Source organism: Microbacterium sp. YJN-G (assembly GCF_015040615.1).
GTDB lineage: Bacteria > Actinomycetota > Actinomycetes > Actinomycetales > Microbacteriaceae > Microbacterium.
Map to the genome: position 1 here is coordinate 1,207,082 of NZ_CP060402.1, position 26,032 is coordinate 1,233,113.

The following is a 26,032-nucleotide window of genomic DNA, read 5'->3' on the forward strand; positions in this document are numbered from 1 at the left end:
TCGGGGCGGTTCACCGCTCGGGTCGCGGCGCGCGTCACAGTCGGATTCTGTAAGATCGTGCGCACCATGGACGACCCTCCTTCTTGCAGTATCTCGCCCCACCGCCCGATCCTCCGCTTCTGTGAGGACCACAGCTGATGGAATACCTGCTTCTGGGCGTGGGGCTTCTGCTCATCGTGGGGACGGGTCTGTTCGTCGCCAGCGAGTTCGCGCTCGTCAATCTCGACCGGGCCGATCTGGAGGCGCGTCAGGCGCGGGGCGAGACCCGGCTGGCGCTGACGATCAGCGCACTCAAGATCACCTCGACCCACCTCTCCTCGGCGCAGCTGGGCATCACCCTGACGACGCTGCTCACCGGCTACACGATGGAGCCGGCGATCTCGACGATGCTCGAGCCGCTCCTCGAGGCCTGGAACGTACCCGAGGCCGTCGCCGTGCCGGTGTCGGTGACCGTGGCGATGCTCATCGCGACGATCCTGTCGATGATCATCGGCGAGCTCGTGCCGAAGAACTTCGCCCTGGCGCTGCCGCGGGCCACGGCCAAGGTCGTGATCCCGTTCCAGACCGTGTTCACCATCGTCTTCAAGCCCGCGATCCTGCTGCTCAACGGCAGCGCCAACGCGGTGCTGCGCGGCATGGGGATCGAGCCGAAGGAAGAGCTCTCGGGTGCGCGCAGCGCCGAGGAGCTCTCCTCTCTCGTGCGCCGCTCGGCGAGCCAGGGAGTGCTCGAGAAGGACACCGCGACGCTGCTCGATCGCAGCCTCACCTTCGCCCGTCTCACCGCGGATGACATCATGACGCCGCGCCCGAGCATGCACGCGATCTCGGTCGGCGACTCGGCCGACGACGTCATCCGGCTGGCGCGCAGCACCGGCCACAGCCGCTTTCCCGTCTACGACGACGACCTCGACGACATCACCGGCGTCGTGCACGTGAAGGCCGCCGTCTCCGTGCCGCGCGAGAAGCGTCGTGAGGTTCCCGTCGGCGCGCTGAGCACCGAGCCGCTGCGGGTGCCCGAGACCGTGCACCTGGACGTGCTCGTCGCAGAGCTGCGCTCGAAGGGCTACCAGATGGCGGTCGTCGTCGACGAGTACGGCGGCACCGCCGGCATCGTCACCCTCGAGGACCTCATCGAGGAGATCGTCGGCGAGGTGTTCGACGAGCACGACCGCTCGCGCGCGGGCATCGTGCGCCGAGTGGACTCCATCACGTTCCCCGGCGGACTGCGCCCCGACGAGCTGCTCGCCCGCACCGGGATCGCCGTCCCCGAAGGGGATGTCTACGACACCGTGGGCGGATACGTCATGAGCCTGCTCGAGCGGGTCCCTGTGCTCGGTGACGAGGTGCGCGTGGAGACCGGGACGCTGGCCGTCGTGCGGATGGACGGACGCCGCGTCGACCGCATCCGCTACACCGCCGACCCCCTCGACACCGAGGACGACGAGACGGAGGCCGGCCGATGAGCGACTGGATGGGAATCGTCTGGCTGGTCGTGCTGCTGCTGGCCAACGCCTTCTTCGTCGGCGCCGAGTTCGCCGTCATCTCGGCGCGGCGCTCGCAGATCGAGCCGCTCGCCGAGCGCGGTTCGCGTGCGGCGAAGACCGCTCTGTACGCCATGGAGCATGCGACGCTCATGCTCGCCACCTCGCAGCTGGGCATCACGATCTGCTCGCTGCTGATCCTGAACGTCTCGGAGCCGGCGATCCATCACCTGCTCGAGGTCCCGATGCACGCGGTCGGCTGGGATCCGGCGGTCATCACCGTGGCCGCGTTCGTGATCACACTGTCGCTGGTGTCGTTCCTGCACGTGGTGTTCGGCGAGATGGTGCCGAAGAACCTCGCGTTCTCGATCCCCGACCGCGCGGTGCTGCTGCTGGCGCCGCCGCTGGTGTGGGTCTCGCGGGTGTTCCGGCACGTGATCTGGGCTCTGAACGGTTCCGCGAACGCCGTGCTGCGCCTGTTCCGCGTCGAGCCGAAGAACGAGGCCGCGTCGACCTTCACCCTCGACGAGGTCGCGACGATCGTCGACCGCTCCCGCCGGGAGGGCGTGCTGATGGACGCCTCCGGTGCGGTCGCCGCGGCCGTGGAGTTCACCGACAAGAAGGCCCGCGACATCGCCGTGCCGCTCGCCGAGCTGATCACCCTGCCCGAGTCGGCAACGCCCGGCGACGTCGAGCGTGCCGTGGCGCGCTACGGCTTCTCGCGCTACGTGATCGTCGACGACGAGGACGCCCCGATCGGCTACGTGCACCTCAAGGACGTGCTGCGGGCATCCGAGGGCCCCGAGGACGACGAGCACGTGGACGAACCGCTGCCCTCCAAGCGCATCCACCACATGGTGCCGGTGCAGGAGGACACCGATCTCGAGGATGCACTGGCGGTGATGCGACGCGCCGGCCGCCACCTGGCGAAGGTGCGCGACGCCGCGGGTGAGACCACCGCGGTGCTGTTCCTCGAGGACATCCTCGAGGAACTCGTCGGCGAGGTGCAGGACGCCACTCGCCGCGGTCACGGTCGCTGAGACCGGGCACCCCGCATTCCACGCGCGCGGGCATCGCAGCAAGCGGTACCCGCGCGCGCACGTTCAGCGCCAGTGGGCGCGCAGGTACTGCGGCGGCCAGGCGACCTCGGCATCCAGCTCGTGTGCGGCCCGCAGCCCGAAGTGCGGGTCGCGCAGCCATTCGCGGCCGGCGAAGACGGCATCCGCCGCCCCCGACGCCAGCGCCTCCTCGGCGTGTGCGCCCGAGGTGATCAGACCGACTGCGGCGGTGCGCACCCGGCCGCCGGCGCGGACGGTCGCCGCGAGCGGCACCTGATACCCCGGCCGGTAGTCGATGCGGAGACCGGCGACGATCCCGCCGCTGGAGACGTCGACGAGGTCGGCGCCGTGCTCGGTCGCCCACACGGCGACCTGCGCCGCCTCCTCGGGCGTGAAGCCACCCTCGGCCCAGTCGGTCGCCGACAGGCGCACGAACACCGGCAGTGCGTCGCCGGCGGCCGCCCGCACGGCATCGACCGCGCGCAGCAGCATCCGGGCGCGGTTCTCCAGCGAGCCGCCGTACTCGTCGTCGCGCGTGTTCGACAGCGGGGAGAGGAACTCGTGCAGCAGATAGCCGTGCGCGCCGTGCACCTCGAGCACGTCGAACCCGGCCTCCACCGCGCGACGGGCGGCATCCGCGAACGCGGTGACCACCCGTTCGATGCCCTCGGCATCCAGCGCGGCCGGTGCGGCCAGCCCGTCGAAGGCGATCGCCGAGGGGGCGACGGTGGGCCAGCCGCCCTCATCGCGCGGCACCGAGCCGCGGTTCTCTGCCCACGGCCACCAGGTCGACGCCATGCGCCCGGCGTGCGCGAGCTGGATGCCGATCAGTCCGCCCCGCTCGTGGACGTCGGCGACGACCTCCGCCCAGGCGTCGCGCTGCTCGTCGGACCACAGGCCGGTGTCGCGCGGCGAGATGCGCCCCTCGGGGACGACCCCGGTGGCCTCGGCGAGCACAAGGCCCGCCCCGCCGGAGGCGAACTGGGCCAGGTGCGTGCGGTGCCAGCGCTGTGGAACGCCGTCCACGGCGCTGTACATGCACATGGGCGAGACCCACAGCCGGTTTCGGAAGGTGCGCTCGCGCAGAGCGAGAGGGGAGAAGAGCAGACTCACCCTATGACGCTACCGCCGCGGGGAGCGGAGGGGCGCGCTAGCGTTGAGGGATGATCCGCGCGTGGACGAGGGGTGACACCATCGCGTTCCTGCGTGTGCCCACGGCGGCGGACGACAAGTACTCCCGCGGCGTCGTCGCCCTGCACACGGGGTCGGCCGCCTACCCGGGCGCCGCTGTGCTCGGTGTCGAGGCGGCGTGGCGCGCCGGGGCCGGGTACGTCCGGTACACGGGTGGAGCGGCGGATGCCGCGCTCGCGCGCCGCCCCGAGACCGTCGCGGGCTCCGACATCGGCCGCACCCGGGTGGGGGCGTGGGTGATCGGCTCGGGAACGGATGCCGCCGGCCGCACCCCCGACGAGCGGGCGATGCTGCTGCGGATCCTGGCAGGCACGGCACCGGTCGTCGTCGACGCGGGGGCACTCGACCTGGCGCGCGAAGCGGCGGCGCCGACCGTGCTCACCCCGCACGCCGGAGAGCTGCGCCGGCTGCGCGAGGAGCTCGGGCTCACGGCGCGATCCGGGGTCGACGGGCGGGGGCCGGCAGCGGAATCGTCCGAGGCCGCGCTCGCTACCGAGGCCGAGGAGACGGCGCAGGCGCTCGGGTCCGTCGTGCTGCGCAAGGGCGCCGTCACCCTCGTCGCCGCGCCGGGTCAGCAGACGATTCGCGTCGACAACGGACCGGCCTGGCTGTCCACCGCGGGCACCGGAGACGTGCTCGCCGGTGTCATCGGGGCGCTGCTGGCGGCGAATCCCGGGCGCGAGCTCTCCGAGACCGCGGCAGCGGCGGCCTGGCTGCACGGGCACGCGGCGACCGTGGCATCCGGGGCACGTGACGGTGCGCCCGGGCATCCGATCGTCGCGCTCGACGTGGCAGAGGCGCTCCCGGCCGCCATCGGGGAGCTGCTCTCGTGATCGCTGCTCTCGTGACCTCTACTTTCGTGTCCTCGCTCTCCACCGCGGTGCGGCGCGGATGAGCCGGACGAGGGGCCGTATCGCTCTGCTGTGGGGAGGCTTTCTCGCCGCGCACGCGATCGTCGCCGTCCTGGGCTGGGTGCTGCCCAGCCAGCCGATGGGCGACGTCGTGCTCGTCTACCTGCCGTGGTCATCCTCGGCGCTCGGCGGCGGTGCCGTCGTCGGGCTGACCGAGGCATGGGTGTACCCGCAGCTGGCGCTCGCACCGATGCTCATCGCGCAGCTGCTGGCCGTGCCGTTCATGTCGCTGCTGGGCGCAGAGGGCGCCTACCTGGTCGGCTGGGCCGCGCTGGCGACTCTCTGCGATCTGCTCGGCTTCGCCGCACTCGTGGGAAACGGCCGGACCCGCAGGCGGCGCACGGCCGCCTGGTTCTGGACGGCGGCGCTGCTGCTGCTCGGTCCGATCGCCCTGTACCGGATCGACGCCGTCACCGTGCCGCTCGCGGTGGCCGGCGGGCTGTGGCTCGCGCAGCGTCCCCGCGTCGGCGCGGCCGTGCTGACCATCGGCGCGTGGATCAAGGTGTGGCCGGGCGCCCTCGTACTGGCGGCCCTGGCCGTCGGCCGCCGCGCCGGACAGGTGGCCCTGTTGGCGGCATCCGTCACCGCCGCGATCGCCGTGATCCTGCTGATGCTCGGAGCCGGTGAGAACCTGCTGGGATTCCTCACCGCGCAGACCGGGCGCGGCCTGCAGATCGAGGCCGTCGCCGCCACACCGTTCCTGTGGCTCGCGGTCGCCGGGCTCGCCACGATCGACTACAGCTTCGACATCCTCACCTACCAGATCACCGCACCCGAGGCGGATGCCGTCTCGGCACTCCTCACACCGCTCATGGTGCTCGTCGTCGGGCTCATCGTCGCCCTCGGGGTGCTCCGCGCGCGGCGCGGCGCTGCGTGGCAGCGGCTGCTGCCGCCCCTCGCCCTCGCGCTGATCGCGGCGCTCATCGTCACGAACAAAGTCGGATCGCCGCAGTTCCAGACCTGGCTCATCGTGCCGGTGATGCTGTGGATCGTGTTCGACCGGCCCCGTGCCCGCACGGCCGTCGTACTCGTGCTCATGCTGTGCGCGCTGACCTTCGCGGTGTACCCGCTGACCTACGACGAGCTGCTGGCAGCCGACTTCTGGGCGGTGCTCATCGTGACGGTGCGCAACATCCTGCTCGTCGCGCTGCTCGTGCATGCCCTGCGCGTCGTGCTGCGCGTGCCCGGCGCTGCCGCCGCAACCGAGACCACCCGCCGATCCGTCGCCGCGGACCGGCCGACTGAGCGGCCCAGAGGCCGCTGACCCACTGGAGGACCCATGCTCGTCGCCTTCTCCGTCGCCCCGTCAGGTACCGGCCGGGAGGACGGCTCGGTTCACGACGCCGTCGCCGCCGCCGTGCGCGTGGTGCGCGAATCCGGTCTCGCGCACCGCACCACCAGCATGTTCACCGAGATCGAGGGACCCGACTGGGACACCGTCATGGACGTCGTCAAGCGCGCGACCGAGGCCGTGCTGCCCTTCGGATCACGCGTATCGCTCGTGCTGAAGGCCGACATCCGCCCCGGCTTCGACGGTGAGCTCGACGGCAAGATCGAGCGGCTGGAGGCCGCGATCGACGCGGCACGTGAGGACTGAGCGCCGATGAGTGCGGACGTTCCCGCGGCTGGGATGCCGGGGGTGCCCGGGCCGGGGGCGTCTGGGTCGGGTATGCCTGGGCTGGGGGAGCCTGGGCCGGGGAAGCCGCCGCCGGAGAAGCCGATCCGCGTCGCCGGCACCGCCGTCGTGTTGCGCGACGGGCCCGCAGGGCCGGAGGTGCTGCTGATGCGCCGGCCGCGTGCGGGTTCGTTCCCCGATGCCTGGGTGTTCCCCGGGGGCAGCCTCGAACCCGCCGATCGTGCGGGAGCTGCGACCGAGGCGGATGCCGCTCGCAATGCGGCCGTGCGGGAGACGTTCGAGGAGGCCGGCATCCGCATCCGCGATCTCGTCGCTCTGTCGCGGTGGACACCGCCGGCCGGGACACCCGTCAGGTTCCGCACCTGGTTCTTCCTGGCGCGGGAGTTCGGCGACGAGGTGGTCCCGAACGCCGGCGAGGTCGAGGAGGTGGCGTGGCTGACCGCGGGCCAGGTCTTCGACGGGCATGCCGCCGGTTCGATGATCCTGCTGCCACCCACCTGGGTGACCCTGCACGCGCTGCTCGCGCACCGGACGGTCGACGACGCGTACGCGGCAGTCGGCGAGCCCGAGCACTTCGCCACGCACATGCAGACCTCTGCGGAGGGGACCTTCGCCGTCTGGCACGGCGACGAGGCGCATCCCGAGGCGCCCGGTGCTGCAGGCGCACGGCACCGGCTGCTGATGGGCGCGCTGCCGTGGACGTACCAGCGCGGCTGAGCCCGCGCGCGCGACCGGGTCTGCGCCGGTGTCAGGCCGCGAAGAGGCGCTCGAGGTGGGTGCTCACGGCATCCGTCTCGATGAGGAATCCGTCGTGCCCGAAGTCGCTGGAGAGCACGACGGCCTCGTCGTCGATGAGGTTCGGGATGCTGCGCGCGATGCGCTGCTGCCCGTCGACGGGGAAGAGCCGGTCGGTGTCGATGCCGACGACGAGGGTCTTCGCGGTGACGGCGTGCAGGGCCTCTTCGACGCCGCCGCGGTCGCGACCGACGTCGTGCGAGTTCATCGCCTCGACGACCGTGAGATAGCTGTTCGCGTCGAAGCGGCGGGTGAACTTGTTGCCGTGGAAGTCGAGGTACGACTCCACCGCGAACCTTCCGCCACGTCCGAGGGGTGACACGCCGGACTGCCAGGAGCGCTGGAAGCGCTGGTTGAGTTCGATCGGGCTGCGGTAGTTCAGCAGCGCCATCCGTCGCGCCAGCGCCAGCCCGCGGTGCGGGCCCTCGCCGAGTCCGGCGTCGTAGTATTCGCCGCCGGCGAAGCGCGGGTCCATCCGCACCGTCTCGAGCTGCACGAAGTTCAGGGCGAGCTGATCGGCCGTGGTCACCGGGGGAGAGGACAGCACAGCCAGCCGTTCCACCCGCTCGGGTTCCATGACCGCCCACTCCAGGGCGTGCATGCCGCCCATCGAGCCGCCGATCACGGCCGCCCAGCGGCCGATGCCCAGTTCGTCGGCCAGCCGGATCTGCGCGGAGACCTGGTCGCGGATGGTCAGGTACGGGAAGCGCGAGGCCCACTCGCGGCCATCCGGGGCGATGCTGGCCGGACCGGTCGATCCCTGGCATCCGCCGAGCATGTTCGGGGCGATGACGAACCACCGGTCGGTGTCGATCGCGGCCCCCGGACCGACAACCGGCTCCCACCAGCCGGCGGTGGGATGTCCCGCGCCGGCGGCGCCGCGCACGTGGCTGTCGCCCGTGAGGGCATGCAGGATCAGCACGGCGTTGTCGCGGGCCTCGTTCAGCTCACCCCACGACTCCCAGGCCAGGCGCGTGGCGGGCAGCACCTGTCCGTTCTCGGTGTGGAAGTCGCCCAGGAACGTGAACCGCCGATCGCCGGCGGGATCGCCGTCGCGCCAGGCGCCGGTCGCCGGCGGGCGTGCACGCAGCAGACGTTGATCGGCTTCGGTCACGAGCGCCGACGGCACCGTGTCCTCAGAGGTCGTCTGCCAGTCCATGCTCCCATTCTCGCCGGTGCGCCGCCCCCGCACCCGCACGTTACACACCCCGCCTTCCGCCGAAACCCCTCATGATTGTCGAAACCCCTCGTGAGCGGCGTAAATCACGAGGGGTGTGGACGCTCAGGTGGGGTTTCGGCGGAGTGGGTGGGATGGGGGATTCAGCCGGGCGGGCGGATGCCGAACGCCTGAAGTCGTCGTGCGAATCCGTCGAGGGTGCCGATGTGCTCGGATCCCCACCGCGTCGTGCGCCGTCCGGTCACGCCGCGGACGATGTCCTCCCGGATCTTCTCGTCGAAGACGATCTGCTCGGGTGCGCGGCCGCCGGTCATGTCGGCGCGGACGTACTTGCCTCCGCCGTCGAACTCGCCGAAGGCCTGCGAGCGGGGGAAGCCGAAGTCCATCCAGTAGTCCTCCTGATCGGGTCCGACCACGTGCACCTGCAGTTCGATGTCCCGGTAGCCAAGGCGGTTGAGCTGCAGGCGGCTGACGCTCTCACCCGGCAGCTGCGCGCGGCCGTCGGCGAATTCCACGATCCGCCGGGCCTGCCGGATGCCGCGGGTGTGTCGCATGTCGGCGCGATCGGTCAGCCGTCGGCGCCACTCCGCGGCGCGATCCTCGTCCTGGACGTGACCGGCCACCGCCTCGCGCCGCAGGGCGGCATCGGTGACGGACAGCCCGACCTCCTCGCGAGCGAAGCACGCCATATCGAGCACGGTGCGATCCAGAGAGGTGCAGCGGATGCCGTCGATCTCGACGATGTCGGCGTCGGAGATCGCGACGTCATGCCACGACACTCCCGTGCGTGTACGGGTGTGGCGTTCGCCGAGGATGACCACGTGCACCGCGGTCGGGGCGAGCCGGTACAGCGGGAGCCCGTGCAGCACCGCGGCCGATGGCCCCCAGAAGACCGGCCCGGCCGCATCCGCGTTGAGGTCGAACGCGAGCACCTGCAGCAGATGGCGACCTTCGTTCCAGAGCCCGTGCCATTGCGCAGCATCCACGTACCTGCCCCGCCGGACGCGGATCAGCAGTTCCGCGGCGACCCGTGCTGAGATCTCCCGATCTGTGAGACCGTCGCGCAAAAGGTCGTCGCGCGTGCGCAGCATCCTGCGCGCCGTGATGAGGTCGAGCTCGTTCGCCATGCCCGACACCCTGCCCCCGGCGCCGGTGCTTCAGCGGCCCGATCCCGCCCATTGTGGACAACTCATCCACGTCCCGCACCTGTGCAGAGCGAATCTCCCGCCCCCGCCGAAACCCCTCAGCAATGTCGAAACCCCTCCTGAATCACGCGATTCAGGAGGGGTTTCGGCAACCACGAGGGGTTTCGGCGGAAGGCGCCGGGGTGGAGAGGGTGGGGATGCTCCTATGGATGTCAAGTCCGGATCAGGGTGTAGTAGATCTCTCGGGCGATGAGGCGTTTGAGGCAACGGATGATGTCTTTCTTGGTGAGGCCTTCTTCGGTGCGTCGGCGTGCGTAGGCCTGGGTTCTCGGATCCCAGCGCAGACGGCAGAGGACGATGCGGTAGAGGGCCGCGTTCGCTTGTCGATCGCCGCCGCGATTGAGTCGGTGTCGGTGGGTCTTCCCGGACGATGCGGGGATCGGAGCGGCCCCGCAGAGCATCGCGAACGCGGCCTCGGAGCGGAGACGGTCGACGTTCTCCCCTGCAGTAACGAGCAGCTGCCCGGCGACGTCAGCACCGACGCCGTTCAGCTCCAGCAGGGCGGGGTTGATCGCGGTGACGAGGGGTTCGATGATCGCGTCGAGTTCGACGATCTCCTCGACCAGCGAGGCGTGCCGTCGCGCCAGCGCGCGTAGGGCGATCTTCGTCGCCTGCTCAGGCTCGCCCGCACGGGCCGTGTCGGGGCGTAGCGCCGCGCAGGTGCACAGCAGCTCCCGATCCGAGAGGTGCCGAAGACGCTCGCGGAGCTCGTCGGGTGCAGTGACCAGCAGGGTCTTGATGCGCCGGGTGCAATCAGCGCGCTGGTCGACCGCACTCCGTCGCGCGACACGCAGATTTCGGAGCGCTTCGACCTTCCCGGTGCGGTCTTTTGGAACTCCGGTGCGGACCCGAGCCAGCCCTGCACGGGCTGCAGCCTCCGCATCCAGCGGGTCGGACTTCCCCGCGAACCGACGGGCCTTCCGGTCAGGCCGGTCGATCTCCAACAGATCAACCCCAGCACCGCGCAGATACCGGGCAAGCCCGGCACCGTATGCGCCGGTGCCCTCGATCGCTGCCAGCAGCACGACCCCGAACGCCACGGCCCAGCTCAGCAGCGCCGCATACCCAGTCATGTCAGCAGGGAATTGCTGGCAACCCAGCAGCCGGCCAGTCGTATCGATCACCGCGGCCGTATGCGTGTCCCCGTGGGTATCGACTCCGACAGTTACCTCGATCTGGTCATCTTCGACTTCTCGTGCGATGGTGGTCATCGCCGTTCCTCTCACTCAATCGGACAGAACGGCACGCACCGCCGAGAGCGAGTGGACAAGACAGTGATGGGTGCCTGCTGGCACAGGCTCCTATGAGGTCACAACCCTCGCACGGTGAGTGCAAGGCAGCCCCGCAGCGAACGACCGACAGATCCCGTTCAAGACCCGAAGTCAGTCAGACGCAGAGTCAGGACGACCGCTGCGGGGCTCCCACCACCATCATCACTGTCAGACGCGGGCGGCCTCGGCGACCGCGCGCGCGGCGGCGAGCGCCTGCTCGAGGTCGGACTTGAGGTCCTCGACGTTCTCCAGGCCCACCGACAGGCGCACCAGGCCCGGGGTGACGCCGCTGGAGAGCTGCTCCTCCGGGGTCAGCTGCGAGTGCGTGGTCGACGCGGGGTGGATGACCAGCGAGCGCACGTCACCGATGTTGGCGAGGTGGCTGAACAGCTTGAGGTTGTCGACGAACGCACGGCCGACGTCGACGCCGCCCTTGAGCTCGAACGACAGCACCGCGCCGACGCCCTTCGGGGCGTACTTGTTCGCGTTCGCGTACCAGGGCGACGAGGGCAGGCCCGCGTAGCTCACCGAGGCGACGTCGTCGTGGTTCTCGAGCCACTCGGCGATCTCCTGCGTGTTCTGCACGTGACGCTCGATGCGCAGCGACAGGGTCTCGATGCCCTGGATGAGCTGCCAGGCGCTCGCCGGGGCGATCGCCGGACCCGTGTCGCGCAGCAGCTGCACGCGCGCCTTGATGATGTACGCGATGCCGTCGCCCAGCACACCCGAGTAGCTGACGCCGTGGTACGAGGGGTCGGGCTCGGTGAGGCCGGGGAACTTGTCGGCGTGCTCGGACCACGGGAAGGTGCCGCCGTCGACGATCGCGCCGGCGATGACCGTGCCGTGCCCGCCGAGGAACTTCGTGGCGGCGTGGATGACGATGTCGGCGCCGTGCTCGAACGGGCGCACGAGGTACGGGGTGGCGATGGTGTTGTCGATGACCAGGGGCACGTTGTTCTCGTGCGCGATGTCGGACACCGTGCGGATGTCGAGCACGTTGATCTTCGGGTTGCCGATGGTCTCGGCGAAGAACAGCTTCGTGTTCGGGCGCACCGCGCTGCGCCACGCCTCGGGGTCGTCCTGGTCCTCGACGAAGGTGGTCTCGATGCCGAGCTTGGCCAGCGTGTAACGCAGCAGGTTGTAAGTGCCGCCGTAGATCGCGGACGAGGCGACGACGTGGTCGCCCGCACCGGCGATGTTCAGGATCGCCAGCGTCGCGGCCGACATGCCCGAGGCGAGCACGAGAGCGCCGGTGCCGCCCTCGAGAGCGGCCAGGCGCTGCTCGACGACATCCTGCGTGGGGTTCTGGATGCGCGTGTAGATGTTGCCGCTCTCGGCGAGCGAGAACAGGTTCGCGGCGTGCTCGGTGTCACGGAACACGTACGAGGTCGTCTGATAGATCGGGGTGGCACGCGAGCCGGTCACGGGGTCCGGAGCGGCGCCGGAGTGGATCTGCTTGGTCTCGAAACGCCATTCTGCTGCGCTCATCGGAACTCCCAGGGGGCGAGGATGTCGGGTGGAGGGCGGATGCCCTTCCAGCGACAGTACGGAAGCAGCATGAAGCGGACAAACGGCGGGAAATGTTACGTAACACACCGAATGCCCGGTCTGCGACCGGAAAGTCGTACGGTGGAGGCATGCTGAACAGACGTGCCGTGGTGACCGGGGCGAGTACCGGAATCGGAGAGGCCACCGTGCGTGCCCTGCGCGCGCAGGGCTGGGAAGTCGTCGGAGTCGCGCGCCGCGCGGACCGGCTGGAGGCGCTCGCCGTCGACACCGGCGCCTCAGCGATCGCCTGCGATCTGACCGATGCGGATGCCGTGCAGGCGCTGGTCGCCGAGCTCGAGCGGAGCGGGCCCGTGCACGCGCTCGTGCAGGTCGCCGGCGGCGCCCGGGGCACCGACAGCGTCGAGGGCGGCTCGATCGAGGACTGGCAGTGGATGTACGACGCCAACGTGCTGTCCACGCAGCGCCTGGTCGCGGGTGTTCTTCCGCTGCTGCGGCGTGCCGCGGCCGAGACCGGCCACGCCGACACCGTCTTCGTCACCTCGACGGCCGCACAGGTCGCCTACCCGGGCGGGGCCGGCTACAACGCGGCGAAGGCCGCCGAGGCGATGCTGGTCAAGGTGCTGCGCCAGGAACTGAACGGCGAGCCGATCCGGGTGGTCGAGATCGCCCCGGGACTGGTGCACACGGAGGAGTTCACGCTCAACAGGCTCGGCGGTGACCGAGTCGCCGCCGACGCGGTGTACGCCGGCGTCGATGAGCCGCTGCTCGCCGAGGATGTCGCCGACATCATCGCCTACGCGCTGAACGCGCCGCGCCGCGTGAACCTCGACCTCGTGACGATGCGTCCGGTGGCGCAGTCCGCCCAGCACCTGCTGGCGCGCGGTCCGCTGCACGTGCGCACCGACGTCGACTGATGCCGCACACCCTCGCCGAGCTCGCCGGTACCGGGCAGATCGATCCGGGCTGGGCGGCGGCGCTGGCGCCCGTGCAGCCGCTGATCTCCGAGCTCGGGGAGCGGCTGCGCGCAGAGCAGGCCGCCGGGCGCGGATACCTCCCGGCCGGGGCGAACGTGCTGCGAGCCTTCCAGCGACCGCTGGACGACGTGCGCGTGCTGATCACCGGCCAGGACCCCTACCCCACGCCCGGCCACCCGATCGGCCTGTCGTTCGCCGTGGACGCCCATGTGCGCCCGCTGCCACGCAGCCTGGGCAACATCTACAAGGAGCGGCACACCGATCTCGGCATCCCTCCCGCACCGCACGGCGACCTGACCGCATGGAGCGACCAGGGCGTCATGCTGCTGAACCGCGTGCTCACCGTGCGACCGGGCACGCCCGGGTCGCACCGCGGCTGGGGGTGGGAGACGATCACCGAGCTCGCGATCCGCACCCTCGTCGAGCGCGAACGCCCGCTGGTGGCGATCCTGTGGGGCGCGGACGCACGCGGCCTGCGGCCGCTGCTGGGCGCCACGCCGGTGATCGAGTCGGCACATCCCTCACCGCTGTCCGCGAGCCGCGGCTTCTTCGGCTCGCGTCCGTTCTCCCGCGCCAACGCGCTGCTCGAGCAGATGGGCGCACAGCCGGTGGACTGGCGCGTGGGCGGTGAGGAGTGAGCGCGCTGCACGTGCGGCCGGTGGCAGATGCCGATCTGCCTGGCATCCGCGACATCTACAACCACTACGTGCGCACCTCCACCGTCACCTATGACGAGGTCGAGTCGACCACCGAGGGCTGGGCGCACAAGAAGCAGCAGATCATCGCCGCCGGCATCCCGTTCCTCGTGGCGGAGTCCGGTGGCGAGCTGCTCGGGTACGCGCTCGGCCAGCCCTGGTCGCCGAAGTCGGCCTATCGCTTCACGATCGAGAACTCGATCTACCTCGCCCCGTCCGCGGCCGGTCGCGGCATCGGCTGGGCGCTGCTGGCCGAGTTCCTGGAGGCCTGTCGTGCCGCCGGGCTGCGCCAGGTCGTCGCGGTGATCGCCGATCGGGGAGCGGATGCGTCGATCGCCCTGCACCGCAAGGCCGGCTTCACCGATGCCGGCAGGCTGACGGATGTGGGCGTGAAGTTCGGCGAGTCGCAGGGCGTGTACTTCCTGCAGAAGGCGCTCTGACCGCCGCGGCCATCAGTCCCCGGGATGCGGGATGACCGGGATCGCCGCCAGCAGCGCCTTCGTGTAGTCCTCGGACGGATGCCGCAGCACGGCATCCGTCGTCCCGCGCTCGACGATCCGGCCGTCCTTCATGACCGCGACCGTGTCGGCGAGGTTCTGCACCACGCCGATGTCGTGCGAGACGAGGATCAGGGTCAGGCCCTCTTCGCGGCGCAGCCGCTCGAACAGGCCGAGGATCTGGGCGCGCACGGTGACATCGAGCGCAGACAGCGGCTCGTCGCCGACGAGGATGCGGGGCCGGTGCGCGATGGCACGGGCGAGGGCGACCCGCTGACGCTGGCCGCCGGAGAACTCGTGCGGATGCCGTTCGGCCATCTCGGCCTCGAGCCCCACCTGCCGCAGCACCTCGCGCACGCGGGCGCGCCGGTCACCGGGGATATCGAGCGCCCACAGCGGCTCGGCGATGATCTGGCCGGCGGTCATGCGCGGGTCCAGCGACGCGTACGGGTCCTGGAAGACGAGGCCGGTCTGCCTGCGCAGCCAGTGCAGGCTGCGTGATCGCGCGGTGGCGTCGACCTCGCGCCCGTCGACGATCACGCGGCCGCTCGTCGGCCGGTCCAGGCCGAGCAGCAGCCGCATCAGCGTCGATTTGCCCGAGCCGGACTCGCCGATGATCCCCACCGACTCGCCGGCCTCGATGGTCAGGTCGGTGGGATGCAGCGCGACGCTGCGGCTGCTGCGCTCGAACAGGGTGCGCTTGGGCACGGGGAAGCTGCGGCTGAGCCCTTCGGTGACGATCAGGCTCATGACGCACCTCCGCCCTCGCCGCCGGCATCCGGCTCGCCGCCGGCATCCTGCTCGCCCCCGGAATCCGGCGCGCCGCCGGCATCCGGCCGCCACAGGGTCGCGGTGGCGTCGCGCAGCAACGCCTGCGTGATGGGGGAGGCCGGCGCACTCAGCAGCTGCGCGACCGGGGCCTGCTCGACGACGCGGCCGTGCTCGAGCACGACGGCGTGGGTCGCGACCTGCGAGAGCACGGCGAGGTCGTGGGTGATGAACACCAGCGACATGCCCTGCTCCTCGACCAGTGACAGCAGCAGCGCGAGCACCTCGGCCTGGATCGTGACGTCCAGGGCCGTGGTCGGCTCGTCGGCGATGAGCAGCTTGGGCCGGCACGCCAGCGCCATCGCGATGGCGACCCGCTGCCGCTGTCCGCCGGAAAGCTGGTGCGGATAGCGGTCGACGATCGTCTCGGGGTCGGGCAGGCGCACCCGGGCGGCCTCGGCGATGGCCCGTCCGCGGGCCTCGCGCCGGCCGATGCCCTCGTGGATGCGCACCGACTCGGCGATCTGCCTGCCCGCGGTGCGGATCGGGTTCAGCGCCGTGCGCGGCTCCTGGAACACCATGCCGATGTCGTCGCCGCGCAGCTTCGCCAGCTCGCGGTCCGGCATCCCGATCAGCTCCACGCCGTTCCACCGGATGCTGCCGCTCGCGGCCGCTCCCTCCGGGAGCAGTCCCAGCAGGGCGAGCGCGGTGAGCGACTTGCCCGAACCCGATTCGCCGATCAGCCCGAACCGCTGTCCGTCGGCGACGGCGAAGGAGACGCCGTCGACGACGCGACGGCCACCGATCTCGATGACGAGGTCGTTCACCTCCAGGCTCACGCGACCACCTCCGGTACGTGCACCTGCGCGGCCCGGCGCGACAGCGTCGGATCGGTCGCCTCGCGCAGCGCGTCGCCGAGCAGATTCAGCCCGAGCACCGTGAGGGTGATGGCCAGCCCCGGCCAGACGACGGTCAGGGGATGCACGCCGATGTAGCGCTGCAGATCGGCCAGCAGCGTGCCCCACGACGCCTCGGTGAGCGAGGCGCCGAAGCCGAGGTACGACAGGCCCGCCTCGGCGAGCACGGCGACCGCCATCGACCACGACAGCTGCACGATGAACACCGGGGCGACGTTGGGCAGCAGGTGCCGCACGAGGTTCTGGCCCGTGGTCAGCCCGCTGGCCCGGCCGGCGACGACGAAGTCGCTGCGCTGCACGTGGCGCAGCTCGGGGCGGGTGACCCGGGCGATGCTCACCCCGAAGCCGATGCCGACCGAGAACACCACCACCCAGAGGGATCCGCCCCACACCGCGGAGATCATCATGGCGATCATCAGCACGGGGAACGCGATGAGGATGTCGACGAGTACGGCGACGGTCTCGCGCATCCACCGGGCCGTCAGCGCGCCGAGCGCCGCGAGCGCGACGCCCACGAGCGTCGCGACGATGCCGGAGCCGACCGCGACGAACATCGTGGTGCGGGCACCCGCCATGATGAGGCTGAGGATGTCGCGGCCTGTGCCGTCAGTGCCGAGCAGGTGCGGCCAGCCCGGTGCACCCCAGCGCGAGCGGACATCAGAGAGCATCGGATCGAACGGCGTCCAGAACAGCGACACGAGGGCGGTCAGGGCGATCAGCAGCACGACGGCGACACCGAACCTGCCGGTCGCCGACGAGAGCAGCGTGCGCAGCCAGCGGGGCATCAGACGGCCTCCTCGCGCTGGCGCGGATCGACTGCGTGATGGATGAGGTCGACGATGAAGCCGATGATCAGCACGAACGCGGTCAGCACGAGCAGCTCGCTCTGCACCTTCACCAGGTCGCGGGTGCCGACGTCGGCGACGAGCATCCGCCCGATCCCCGGCAGCGTGAACAGCTGCTCGATCACGACCGAGCCGACGATGATCCCTGCCACCTGCAGTCCCAGCACCGTCACGATCGACAGTCCGACGGCGGGGATGCCGTGCCGCACGAGCGCCTGGCGGCGGGTGAGCCCCTTGGCGGCGGCCGTGCGCACGAAGTCCTGTCCTGCCGCCTGCAGGGTGGCGCTGCGCACGAAGCGCATGAGCATGGCGCCTTCGATGATGCCGATGGTCAGTGCCGGAAGCAGCAGCGACTCGACCGCCCGGTCGGGCGTCGACCAGCCCGTGCGGGGAAAACCCTGCGCGGGCAGCCAGCCCAGCCAGTGCGCGAAGACGACCACGAGCATCATGCCCGCCCAGATCACCGGCACCGCCGCCACCGCCTGGGCTCCGACGCTCATCGCGGTGCCGCCTGCGCGCCCGCGCAGCATGGCGGAGAGGATGCCGAACGGCACGGCGATCAGCAGCGCGATCGCGAGGGCCATCAGACCCAGCGGGACGGTCACCTGCGACTTCTCGATGAGCTCATCGCTCACCGAGGCGCCGCTGAGCTGCGAGGTGCCGAGGTCGCCGCGCAGGATGCCGCCGATCCAGTCCGCGTACTGGGTGGTCAGCGGCCGGTCCAGGCCGAGCGACTCGCGCAGGGCCTCGACGGTCTCACGGCTGGCCTGCGTGCCGGCGATCAGCTGCGCGACATCGCCGGGGAAGACGCGCAGGGTGAGGAAGATGATCACGCTCGACACGAGGAGCCCTGCGATCAGCAGGGCCCCCCGTGTGAGCGTGTACCGGAGCACCGGTCAGCCGGCGGTCTTCGTGACGCCCGCGAGGTCGATGCGCGAGTTGATCGAGTCCTGCGGGAAGCCCTCCACACCCGGCACCAGCGCGGTAAGCGTCGCGCCGTTGTACAGCCAGTCCGCGGCGTGGTCCTCCGAGACGATGCGGGCGGCCTCGGCGAGCAACTCGGCGGATGCCTCGGGATCGAGCTCGGCACGCGCCTGGGCGTAGAGCTCCTGCACCTCGGCGTCGTCGTAGCCGAAGTAGTAGTCGGGGTTCGCCCAATTGCCGAAGTCGCGCGGCTCGACGTGCAGCACGAAGCTCAGCTCGTAGTCGTGGTTGGTGTAGACGTCCTCCAGCCAGGTCGCGAACTCCACCCGGTCGACCTCGAGGGCGACGCCCACCTTGGCGAAGTCCGAGACGAGCACCTGTGCGACGGTCGTGCCGTAGAACGAGGGGATCGTCAGGGTGAGATCGAGCTCGTCGTGACCGGCCTCCTTCAGCAGCTCCGTGGCGCGGTCGGGGTCGTAGGGAGCGACCTCGGAGAGGTCCTCGTAGCCGGGGTCGAGCTCGGGGATCGGCCCGTAGAGGGTCTGACCGGCGCCGATCGCCTCGATGAGGGCCTCGTGGTCGATGGCCAGGCGCAGCGCCTCGCGCACCCGGACGTCGTCGAGCGGCGCCTTGGCGTTGTTGAACGCGAGCGTGGCCTTGTCGGTGGTACGCCCCGTCGTGATGGTGAACTCGCCGGTGTCCTCGAGCTGCGAGACGAGCGTGGGGTCGACGGCGGTGAGCACGTCGAGGGTGCCGTCGAGCGCGGCGTTCACACCGGCGGTGAAGTCGTCGATGTACTGCAGCGTGACCTCGGCGACGCCGGCCTTCTCGCCCCAGTACTCGTCGTACCGGTCGAAGGTGATCGCGCTGCCCTTGGTCCACCGGCTGAGCGTGAACGGACCGGTGCCGTTCTCGGCCGTCTTCAGATCGGTCGTGTCACCGGTCTTGAACACCAGGCCCGCCGGTCCGGTCAGCGAGAAGAGGAAGTTCTGGTCGGGGGCCGTCAGCGTGATGACGACGGTGGTGGCATCAGGTGCGGTGATCGCCGACACGGCGGCGAACTCGGCGTTGCCCTGCAGGGCGGCATCCGTCCTGACCGCCTCGTAAGACGACACGACGTCGGCGGAGGTGAGGGCGGTGCCGTCGTGGAAGGTGATGCCCTCGTTCAGTGTGAAGGTGTACGTCAGTCCATCCGCCGAGATCTCGTACGAGCTGGCGAGCCGCTCGACGATCTGGTTGTCCTGCGTACGGGTGACCAGTCCCTCGTAGATGTTGTCGACGAGGATCTGCTCGAGCGCGGCACCGCTGGTGCGGCGGATGTCGAGGTTCGTCGGCTCGAGCACGAGTCCGACGGTCAGGCTCGCGTCAGGGTCGACCTCGCCGGTGGCGGTGGCGGCCGGCTCGGGAGTGCTCGTGCACGCGCTGAGCACGAGGACGCCGACGGCGAGGATGCCGACAGCGGCCAGGCGGGCCGAGCGGCGAGCGGTGCGGAAGGGAGACAAGGAGTGTCCTCTCGGAGGGGCGGAGGCTCCGCGGTCAGCGGAGAGTTCGGGTGAGGGCGTCGGAGGCCGCGGATGCCAGGGAGGCGGGATCGGTCTCCTGCACGTTGTGTCCGGCATCGACGGTGATCACAGTGGCGGACGGGATGCGGCGGGTCAGCTCGGCGACGTCGGCATCCTGCAGGAAGCCCTTCGTGCCGCGCACGAGGGTGACGGGGGCGCTGACGGCGGCGAGTGCGGCCCAGGGGTCGGCGATGTCGCGCGCACGGTTCGCGGCGTTGAGCGCGTCGAAGGCGTGCCCGATGATCTGCGCGAAGTGGTGCTTCCACTCCACCCGGCCGTCCTCGCGCACGCGCGTGTTGAGGAAGACGCCGCGTTCGGTGTCCTCGCGGCTGCCGCCGAATCCGAAGCTCTCGGCGCGGGCGACGGCCTCGTCACGCGATTCGAAGTCGGTCACGGTGTAGAACTCGCGCAGCACCGACGGCGCAGCGTCGGTGTCGAGTCCGGGCACGACGTCGACGAGCACGAGCTCGCCGACCAGCTCGGGGTTCCGGGCCGCGACGACGGCGGCGGTGAGTCCGCCCAGGGAGTGGCCGACGAGCACCTGCGGCTGCGTCGTCCACTCGGTCATCGCCAGGATGACGTCGGATGCCAGGGATGCGGGGGAGTAGTCGTGATCGGCACGCCAGGAGGAGTCGCCGTGACCGGCCAGGTCGATGACCAGCGCGGGGCGTCCGAGCAGCACCACGACGGCATCCCAGGTGTGGGCGTTCAGGCCCGCGCCGTGCAGGAAGGTCACCTCGGGGGCGCCCTCGCCGAAGCGCAGGGCGCTGAGCGAGCGGCCGTCGGCCAGGGGCAGTGCGATGCGCTCGACCGCGGGAGCGGGAACGCTGAATCTGGCGGCCTGCGCGGGCAGGTAGCGGAACTCGCTGGTGTCTGTTGCCACGGCCATATTCTGCTATTACGGCGGTGTGCGCAGGAAATCTCCGGGCAGAACGACAGCCCGGAAGGTGAGTATCTGAGCAGAAGAACGACACATTTGTTCCCACGCTTCGCGATCTGCATTTGATGGCGTCCCCGTGGTATTCGTGACCTCGAATAGGCTGGAGGCATGACCGTTCTCGCGATTCCCGGTGCGGCCAATGTGCGCGATGTGGGCGGCATCCCGGTCGGGTCCGCGCGTGTGCGCGAGGGGCGCCTGCTGCGATCGGGGCAGCTCGCCGCGCTCACACCGGAGGGCCGGCGACTGCTGCGGGAGCGGGTGCGGCACGTGGTGGATCTGCGCGACGATGCCGAGGTGAGAAATGAGCCGTCGGCGCTGACCGAGGTGAACACGACCCGCATTCCACTCTTCCTGGGCTCGGTCGGCTCGTTCTTCGAGCAGAACATGGATCTCGCGGGCATGTACCGCCACCTCGTCGACGAGTCGGCATCCCGGCTGGTAGATGCCGTCCGCATCATCGCCGCCGGCGAGCCGACCCTCGTGCACTGCACGGTCGGCAAGGACCGCACGGGCGTCACGATCGCGCTCGCGCTGAGCGCGGTCGGCGCGGATCGGGATGCCGTGGTCGACGACTACGCGCTGACCGCGTCGCAGCTGCCCGTCGAGCGCAATCGCGCCGTCGTGTCGTATCTGCGCGCGCACATGCCGGATGCCACCAACGCCGTGGAGCTGGCCACCAAGTCTCCGGCGCCGGTGATGGCCGGTCTACTGGCCGACATAGACCGGCGCTTCGGATCGACCGCCGACTACCTGCTCGGCGCCGGTCTGTCCGCCGCCGAGCTGGATGCGCTGCACGAGACGCTCCTCGGATAGCGACGGCCGGTCCGGGCGGAGACATCGCCGGGGAAGGTTAGGCAACCCTTCATCGGGTGTTATGATGAATGCATCATGAGCACCGTCGACACGTCCGCAGGCACACGAGCCGCACGCCGGGCATCACGTCGACCCCAGGTGCACCACCTCATCGCCGCCGACGAGAACTCGTTCGCCGAGCTCGAGGTCGCACTCGCCACGCTGCCGCTGTGCGCCGTCGGCCGTGTGTTCATCGAGGTGCCCGAGGCCGCCGACATCCGCACCGTCACCGCTCCGCCGCGCATGACCGTCACCTGGCTGCCGCGGCTGCGCCGCAGCGGCGCACGTCGTGCGACCGGCGAGGCACTCACCTGCGCTGTGACGGCATGGGCCGACGAGATGCTGTGTGATGACTCGGAGTCGGCGCTGCGCACCGAGGCGACGCTTCTCGGCGGGTACGTGGGCACGGCCGACATCGTCGAGCACCTCACCGAGCGTCACGGCGTCTCGCCGGCGCTGATCCACGCTCCTGCGCGGTACGGGCTGCCGGTCTTCTGAGCAGTCAGGGCTTCTGATCCGTCAGCGCTTCTGATCCGTCAGCGGCTCGGCGTCTGATCCTCAGCCGTGCGATGCCGGGCGCGAACGGCGCACGTAGCCGCCGTCCTCGAGCCCCGCTTCGATCTCGAAGCGGTTGCGCAGCGGATCGCGACCGGCGAACAGGTACAGCACCGGCATGAGGAACCCGTAGCGCAGCCACTGCTGCTGATGCACGGACTCGTGCCGCAGCACCGCCTCCGACGGTTCGACGTCGCCGGTCAGGTAGCAGCCGCCCACGCACACGCCGCCGCGCGCGAAGGTCCAGTTCGGCAGCCCGCGGAACACCCAGAGTCCATTGCGGCGCTCCACGGCGCCGGTGCTCCACAGCGAGCCCCACACCCAGCCGACCGTCGTGCCCCACCAGTAGCCGAGGCGGCTGATCGGGGAGCGGAGCAGGATCCGCGGGATGCGGCGGTCGAAGCGCCGGCCGCGCTCGAGGATGCGGTCGGCGTCGGCGCGCCAGCCGGCGTTCACGCCACCGCGCCGATGAGCCGCAGGATCGAGCCCATGTCCTGCACGGCATCCGCGGGGCTGCGAGGCGCGAACCCGGCGATCGTCGCTCCCGCCAGCGGCAGTTCGGCGCGGACCTGCTTGATCGCCGCGACCAGCTCGGCGGTCGAGATCCCGAACGGCGCTGCCTCCGAGACGCCCTCCAGCTCCGAGGGATCGATGACGTCGACATCGATGTGCACCCACACACGCGACGCACCGGTGGCGCGGACGGCGGAGAGCACGGCATCCGCATCCGCCGCATCGGCGGCGGACAGGCTGGTGACGCGAGCGAGCGGCTCCTGCTCACCGACGTCGATGCTGCGCGCGCCCAGCAGGACGATCCGCTCGGGAGGGATGCCGGGGGAGAGGGCGAGGTGCGGTTCTCCCTCGCCCATCACGGCGCGCAGCGCCATGCCCGAGAACGCACCGGAGCGCGACGAGCCGGGGTCGTGCAGGTCGGGGTGCGCGTCGCACCACAGCACGGCCACGTCAGCGGTGTCGATCGCATCGAGGGCGAAGACGCTCACACTGCAGTCGCCGCCCACGACGACGCTGTGATCAGCCGTATGCGTGAGGTTCTCGCCGATCAGCTGGCGGACGCGCTGCAGCGAGCTGAGCCTGCGCACGCCCGTGCCGAGCGACTCTCCTGCTTCGAGCGGCACGTCGAGGATCGTGGTGTCCCTGCTCGGCAGGTCACCGGCGATCGCGGTGGCGCCGTCGACGAGCAGCATGGCGCGGGGTGCGGGCGAACCCTGCCATTGCGGGGCGATGAGGAATCGGGTCATGGTCTCTCCCGGGCGGAGAAAAGGGGGTGGATGCCGGCGCACCGGCATCCACCCACCGGGTCATTCTGCTTCGAGCGCAGCCTGCGGGCGGCCGGACTTGAGCTCGGCGAGGCGGGCCTCGACCTCGGTGAGCTCACCGAGGTCCTCGAGGCTCTCGAACTGGGCGTCCAGCGACGAGGCGGCAAGCTCCGCCTTGCCCTGGGCGAGGGCCTCCTGACGACGGATCTTGTCCTCGAAGCGGCCCAGTTCGCTGGTCGGGTCGAGCACGTTGATCGAGCCGATCGCGTCCTGCACCTTGGTCTGCGCCTCGGCGACCTTGGCGCGCGCGAGCAGTTCGCTGCGCTTGGCCCTGAGCTGCTCGAGCTTCTCCTTCATGCCGTTCAGGCCGCTCTTGAGCTTGTCGACGATCTCGGTCTGTGCGGCGATCTGCGGCTCGGCGGCGCGGGCGTCGCGCTCTTCGCCGATCTGACGCTGCAGGGCGATCTTGGCGAGGCTGTCGAACTTGTCGGCGTCGGCGGTGCTGCCGGCGGCGCGCAGCTCGTCGGCCTTACGGCTGGCAGCGAGGGCCTTGTTGCCCCACTCACGGGCGGCGCGGACGTCCTCTTCGTGGTCGCGCTCGAGCAGGCGCAGGTTGCCGATGGTCTCGGCGATGGCCGACTCGGCATCCGCGATGTTGTTCGTGTAGTCGCGGACCAGCTGGTCGATCATCTTCTGCGGGTCCTCGGCCTGGTCGAGGAGGGAGTTGATGTTGGCACGGACGAGCGTGGAGATGCGTCCGAAGATGGATTCCTTGGCCATGGTGTTGGTTCCTTTGTCTTCTCGGATGGATGTCTTGCCGTGGTCGTGTGGAGAGGGCTGATCGGGTCAGGTCAGAAGCGGCCCCCGCCTCCGCTGCTGCCGATGCTTCCGCCTCCGCCGCCGAAGCCGCCGACGGAGAATCCGCCTCCGCCTCCGCCGCCGAAGAAGCCGCCGCCACCGCTGCTGCCGCCGCCCCAGCCGCCTCCGCCGCCGAAGCCGCCGCCGCCCCAGCCGCCTCCGCCACGGTGGCCGCCGGTCACCTGGCCGATCAGGATGCCGCCGAGCAGTGCACCGAGTGTGTCGCCGCCGCCCCGGCCTCCGCCGCCGAAACCGCCGCCGCCCCAGCTGTTCACGTCGTTCTCGGCCAGCCGCAGCGCGTGAGCGGCGAGGGTGTCGGCCCGCTGAGCGAGGGCGAGTGCCTGCACCGGGTCGGCATCGGCGAGGCTCCGGGCCTGGCTCTGCGAGTTCTGCGCCTCGACCAGGCGCGTGCGCGCCTGGGAGCCGACGGCACCGCGCCGGTTGAGGATGAAGCGCTCGGCCGCGGAGATCTGCAGATCGGCGCGGTTGATGACGTCGGCGAGCATGGTGCGGGCATGCTGGATGCGGGCCTGCTCGTCGCGCACCCGCGCGATGACGCCGTCGATGGTCGTGTTCGCGGCATCGAGTGCGCGCAGAGCGGCGAGCGGGTCGCGCCCGGTGCCGCCCAGTCGGGTCCGCGCCTGCTGGATCGCCTGTCCGCTGGCTTCGACGGCCCGTGCGAGCGAGCCGTCCCTGTCGGGGAGGGCGGCGGCGGCCCGCATGTCGGCATCCAGTTCGGCGATCAGCGCCGTCGCCCGCTCATCGGCGCCGCGCAGGTCGCCCTGCAGGCGCTCGACGGCATCCTCGAACTGGGTGGCCTGCTGCACCGCACCCTCGGCGGCGCGCACCGCGACGGCGGCATCACCGGTGTCGCCGGCGGCGATGTGCTGCTCGGCCGCCTGGATCTGCTCGTCGGTGAACGCCATCCGCGACCGCGCCTGTGCGGTGTTGTCGCTGACCGACGAGATCGCGTCGGGTGAGTAGGAGGAGGCGAGCTCGGCGAGGATCGCATCGGCGCGGTCGATCTCGGCGCCTGCGGCGGCGCGGAGCCGGCGCACGTTCTCCAGCGCGGCGGGTGCGTTCTGCTCGAGGCGACGCAGCTCGTCGAACTCCGCCTTGCGGTCCTCGAGCGCCTGAGTGGACTCCGAGCACAGCTGCAGGACGCGCTGGTTCCACGCGAGCCTGTCCTGGTCGGAATCGGGGATCTCGTCGTCGAGCTGCTGCTTGAGCGAGAACGCCTCGTCGAGGTTCGTCCGGGCGGTCTTGAGAGCTGCGACGAACGGGCCGATCACGTCGTCGCCGAACTGCGCCCGCGCGTACTCGAGCTCCTGCTCGCTGGAGCGCACCAGGTCGTCGGTGCGCACCAGGGCGATGTCGGCCTGCTGCGCCACCTCGTCGATCTGCGCCTGTCGTTTCGCCGCCTCGGCGGCACGCCGGCGTGCTCGCACGACGAGGAGCACGATCATGATCACGACGACAGCGACCGCGACGACGACGCCGACGATCATCCATGTCTGCGAGGTGCGCTGCGGGCCGAGCACGTAGATGTCGTACGCCTCGTCGGCTGCGGCGACCACCGCGCCGCTGAAGTCGCTCTCGCGCAGATCCGGGATCATCGCGTCGAGGATGCGGTCGCGCTCGGCCTCGGTCATCACACCGTCGTTCGGCCGCCACATCGTGAAGGTGCGTCCCTCGGTGGCGACGGAGATGAGGTACTGGGTGGTCGAGAGGCCGTTGCCCTGAGCAGTGGCATCCGTCCAGGCCTCGGTGTCAGAAGGATCGGTGAACTCGGGCACCAGCACGATGAACAGGTCGACGCGGGCCTCGTCGCGCAGCCGCTCCAGCGTGCTCTGCGCCTGGGCCGCGTCGACGTCGGAGACGACGCCGCTGTGGTCGGTGATGTACCCCTCGCCGAGAGGTGCGGGTGCGGTCGCGGATGCCGTTGCGAGCGAGAGTCCGCCGAGAACGGCGCCCAGCGCGATCGCGGCCACCGTCAGCCACCGTCTCCGCATAGTGATCCCTCCGACCGGCAGCCGATCCCCCATGGGACGAGTCTAAGCATTCGTGCCGACACGCGACAGCATCAGGAGGGGATCGCCGTTCGCCCTCAGCGCAGACGCATACGCTGGAAGGC

General features: G+C 70.6%; 26 protein-coding genes. 11 read left to right on the forward strand and 15 right to left on the reverse strand.

Features of this window, described 5'->3' with window-relative positions; all coding sequences use genetic code 11:
- Positions 1–137 precede the first annotated feature (137 nt).
- Both H7694_RS05585 and H7694_RS05590 read left to right on the forward strand, forming a co-directional pair.
- A complete protein-coding gene (locus tag H7694_RS05585) occupies positions 138–1,463 on the forward strand; it encodes a hemolysin family protein (protein WP_193598541.1) in 1,326 nt (441 codons plus the stop codon).
- Positions 1,460–2,521 (forward strand): hemolysin family protein, encoded by a 1,062-nt coding sequence (locus H7694_RS05590; protein WP_193598542.1) that lies wholly within the window; start codon positions 1,460–1,462, stop codon positions 2,519–2,521. The genes H7694_RS05585 and H7694_RS05590 overlap by 4 nt, the downstream gene beginning before the upstream one ends.
- Positions 2,522–2,584: 63 nt before the next feature.
- Here H7694_RS05590 and H7694_RS05595 read toward each other — a convergent pair whose 3' ends face one another.
- Positions 2,585–3,652, reverse strand: coding sequence for an NADH:flavin oxidoreductase/NADH oxidase (locus tag H7694_RS05595; RefSeq protein ID WP_193598543.1), 1,068 nt, complete (start codon positions 3,650–3,652; stop codon positions 2,585–2,587).
- 50 nt (positions 3,653–3,702) lie between these two features.
- Between H7694_RS05595 and H7694_RS05600 the strand changes: the two genes are divergently transcribed.
- The 4 genes from H7694_RS05600 to H7694_RS05615 all read left to right on the forward strand — a co-directional run bounded on the left by H7694_RS05600 (position 3,703) and on the right by H7694_RS05615 (position 6,994).
- The gene (locus H7694_RS05600; protein WP_193598544.1) at positions 3,703–4,563 is read left to right on the forward strand and encodes an NAD(P)H-hydrate dehydratase; all 861 of its coding nucleotides are present in this window, start codon (positions 3,703–3,705) and stop codon (positions 4,561–4,563) included.
- A 58-nt stretch (positions 4,564–4,621) separates the two neighbouring features.
- Complete coding sequence (locus tag H7694_RS05605; protein WP_193598545.1) at positions 4,622–5,905, forward strand: glycosyltransferase 87 family protein; 1,284 nt, start codon at positions 4,622–4,624, stop codon at positions 5,903–5,905.
- A gap of 15 nt (positions 5,906–5,920) precedes the next feature.
- Positions 5,921–6,238 carry an MTH1187 family thiamine-binding protein gene (locus H7694_RS05610; RefSeq protein ID WP_193598546.1) on the forward strand — a complete coding sequence of 106 codons (318 nt, stop codon included), beginning with the start codon at positions 5,921–5,923 and terminating at the stop codon, positions 6,236–6,238.
- A gap of 72 nt (positions 6,239–6,310) precedes the next feature.
- Positions 6,311–6,994, forward strand: a complete 684-nt coding sequence (locus tag H7694_RS05615) for an NUDIX hydrolase (RefSeq protein WP_193598547.1) — start codon at positions 6,311–6,313, stop codon at positions 6,992–6,994.
- A gap of 31 nt (positions 6,995–7,025) precedes the next feature.
- Here the strand turns inward: H7694_RS05615 and metX are convergent, their stop codons facing one another.
- The 4 genes from metX to H7694_RS05635 all read right to left on the reverse strand — a co-directional run bounded on the left by metX (position 7,026) and on the right by H7694_RS05635 (position 12,213).
- Positions 7,026–8,231, reverse strand: a complete 1,206-nt coding sequence (metX, locus tag H7694_RS05620) for a homoserine O-acetyltransferase MetX (protein WP_193598548.1) — start codon at positions 8,229–8,231, stop codon at positions 7,026–7,028.
- Between the two features lie 161 nt (positions 8,232–8,392).
- Positions 8,393–9,376 carry a hypothetical protein gene (locus tag H7694_RS05625; RefSeq protein WP_193598549.1) on the reverse strand — a complete coding sequence of 328 codons (984 nt, stop codon included), beginning with the start codon at positions 9,374–9,376 and terminating at the stop codon, positions 8,393–8,395.
- Positions 9,377–9,606: 230 nt separating this feature from the next.
- Entirely contained in the window at positions 9,607–10,665 is a 1,059-nt protein-coding gene (locus tag H7694_RS05630; RefSeq protein WP_193597519.1) for an IS110 family transposase, read from the reverse strand.
- A 228-nt stretch (positions 10,666–10,893) separates the two neighbouring features.
- Positions 10,894–12,213, reverse strand: coding sequence for a bifunctional o-acetylhomoserine/o-acetylserine sulfhydrylase (locus tag H7694_RS05635; protein ID WP_193598550.1), 1,320 nt, complete (start codon positions 12,211–12,213; stop codon positions 10,894–10,896).
- A 149-nt stretch (positions 12,214–12,362) separates the two neighbouring features.
- Between H7694_RS05635 and H7694_RS05640 the strand changes: the two genes are divergently transcribed.
- From H7694_RS05640 to H7694_RS05650, 3 genes are read left to right on the forward strand one after another with little or no spacing between them, the layout of a single operon-like run.
- On the forward strand, positions 12,363–13,148 hold the full coding sequence (locus H7694_RS05640; RefSeq protein ID WP_193598551.1) for an SDR family oxidoreductase: 786 nt from the start codon (positions 12,363–12,365) through the stop codon (positions 13,146–13,148).
- Complete coding sequence (locus tag H7694_RS05645) at positions 13,148–13,846, forward strand: uracil-DNA glycosylase (protein ID WP_193598552.1); 699 nt, start codon at positions 13,148–13,150, stop codon at positions 13,844–13,846. The genes H7694_RS05640 and H7694_RS05645 overlap by 1 nt, the downstream gene beginning before the upstream one ends.
- Positions 13,843–14,343 (forward strand): GNAT family N-acetyltransferase, encoded by a 501-nt coding sequence (locus tag H7694_RS05650; protein WP_193598553.1) that lies wholly within the window; start codon positions 13,843–13,845, stop codon positions 14,341–14,343. The genes H7694_RS05645 and H7694_RS05650 overlap by 4 nt, the downstream gene beginning before the upstream one ends.
- A gap of 12 nt (positions 14,344–14,355) precedes the next feature.
- Here H7694_RS05650 and H7694_RS05655 read toward each other — a convergent pair whose 3' ends face one another.
- The 6 genes from H7694_RS05655 to H7694_RS05680 are packed head-to-tail and all read right to left on the reverse strand — an operon-like array spanning position 14,356 to position 20,305.
- Positions 14,356–15,150, reverse strand: a complete 795-nt coding sequence (locus H7694_RS05655) for an ABC transporter ATP-binding protein (RefSeq protein WP_193598554.1) — start codon at positions 15,148–15,150, stop codon at positions 14,356–14,358.
- Positions 15,147–16,007 carry an ATP-binding cassette domain-containing protein gene (locus H7694_RS05660; protein ID WP_193598555.1) on the reverse strand — a complete coding sequence of 287 codons (861 nt, stop codon included), beginning with the start codon at positions 16,005–16,007 and terminating at the stop codon, positions 15,147–15,149. Before H7694_RS05660 ends, H7694_RS05655 begins: the two co-directional genes overlap by 4 nt.
- Positions 16,004–16,870, reverse strand: a complete 867-nt coding sequence (locus tag H7694_RS05665; protein WP_193598556.1) for an ABC transporter permease — start codon at positions 16,868–16,870, stop codon at positions 16,004–16,006. Before H7694_RS05665 ends, H7694_RS05660 begins: the two co-directional genes overlap by 4 nt.
- On the reverse strand, positions 16,870–17,823 hold the full coding sequence (locus H7694_RS05670; protein ID WP_193598557.1) for an ABC transporter permease: 954 nt from the start codon (positions 17,821–17,823) through the stop codon (positions 16,870–16,872). The genes H7694_RS05665 and H7694_RS05670 overlap by 1 nt, the downstream gene beginning before the upstream one ends.
- A 3-nt stretch (positions 17,824–17,826) precedes the next feature.
- Entirely contained in the window at positions 17,827–19,356 is a 1,530-nt protein-coding gene (locus H7694_RS05675; RefSeq protein ID WP_227468309.1) for an ABC transporter substrate-binding protein, read from the reverse strand.
- 34 nt (positions 19,357–19,390) lie between these two features.
- Positions 19,391–20,305: an alpha/beta fold hydrolase gene (locus H7694_RS05680; RefSeq protein WP_193598559.1), complete on the reverse strand. Its 915-nt coding sequence runs from the start codon at positions 20,303–20,305 to the stop codon at positions 19,391–19,393.
- Positions 20,306–20,464: 159 nt separating this feature from the next.
- Here H7694_RS05680 and H7694_RS05685 point away from each other — a divergent pair, with 159 nt between their 5' ends.
- A complete protein-coding gene (locus H7694_RS05685; RefSeq protein WP_193598560.1) occupies positions 20,465–21,169 on the forward strand; it encodes a tyrosine-protein phosphatase in 705 nt (234 codons plus the stop codon).
- Between the two features lie 75 nt (positions 21,170–21,244).
- Complete coding sequence (locus H7694_RS05690) at positions 21,245–21,706, forward strand: SIP domain-containing protein (protein ID WP_193598561.1); 462 nt, start codon at positions 21,245–21,247, stop codon at positions 21,704–21,706.
- Positions 21,707–21,766: 60 nt separating this feature from the next.
- Here the strand turns inward: H7694_RS05690 and H7694_RS05695 are convergent, their stop codons facing one another.
- From H7694_RS05695 to H7694_RS17780, 4 genes are all read right to left on the reverse strand, one after another.
- The gene (locus tag H7694_RS05695; RefSeq protein ID WP_193598562.1) at positions 21,767–22,219 is read right to left on the reverse strand and encodes a Fe-S oxidoreductase; all 453 of its coding nucleotides are present in this window, start codon (positions 22,217–22,219) and stop codon (positions 21,767–21,769) included.
- Positions 22,216–23,022: an arginase family protein gene (locus H7694_RS05700; protein ID WP_193598563.1), complete on the reverse strand. Its 807-nt coding sequence runs from the start codon at positions 23,020–23,022 to the stop codon at positions 22,216–22,218. The genes H7694_RS05695 and H7694_RS05700 overlap by 4 nt, the downstream gene beginning before the upstream one ends.
- A gap of 60 nt (positions 23,023–23,082) precedes the next feature.
- Entirely contained in the window at positions 23,083–23,820 is a 738-nt protein-coding gene (locus H7694_RS05705) for a PspA/IM30 family protein (protein WP_193598564.1), read from the reverse strand.
- A 71-nt stretch (positions 23,821–23,891) separates the two neighbouring features.
- A complete protein-coding gene (locus H7694_RS17780) occupies positions 23,892–25,910 on the reverse strand; it encodes a TPM domain-containing protein (RefSeq protein WP_264674913.1) in 2,019 nt (672 codons plus the stop codon).
- Positions 25,911–26,032 lie beyond the last annotated feature (122 nt).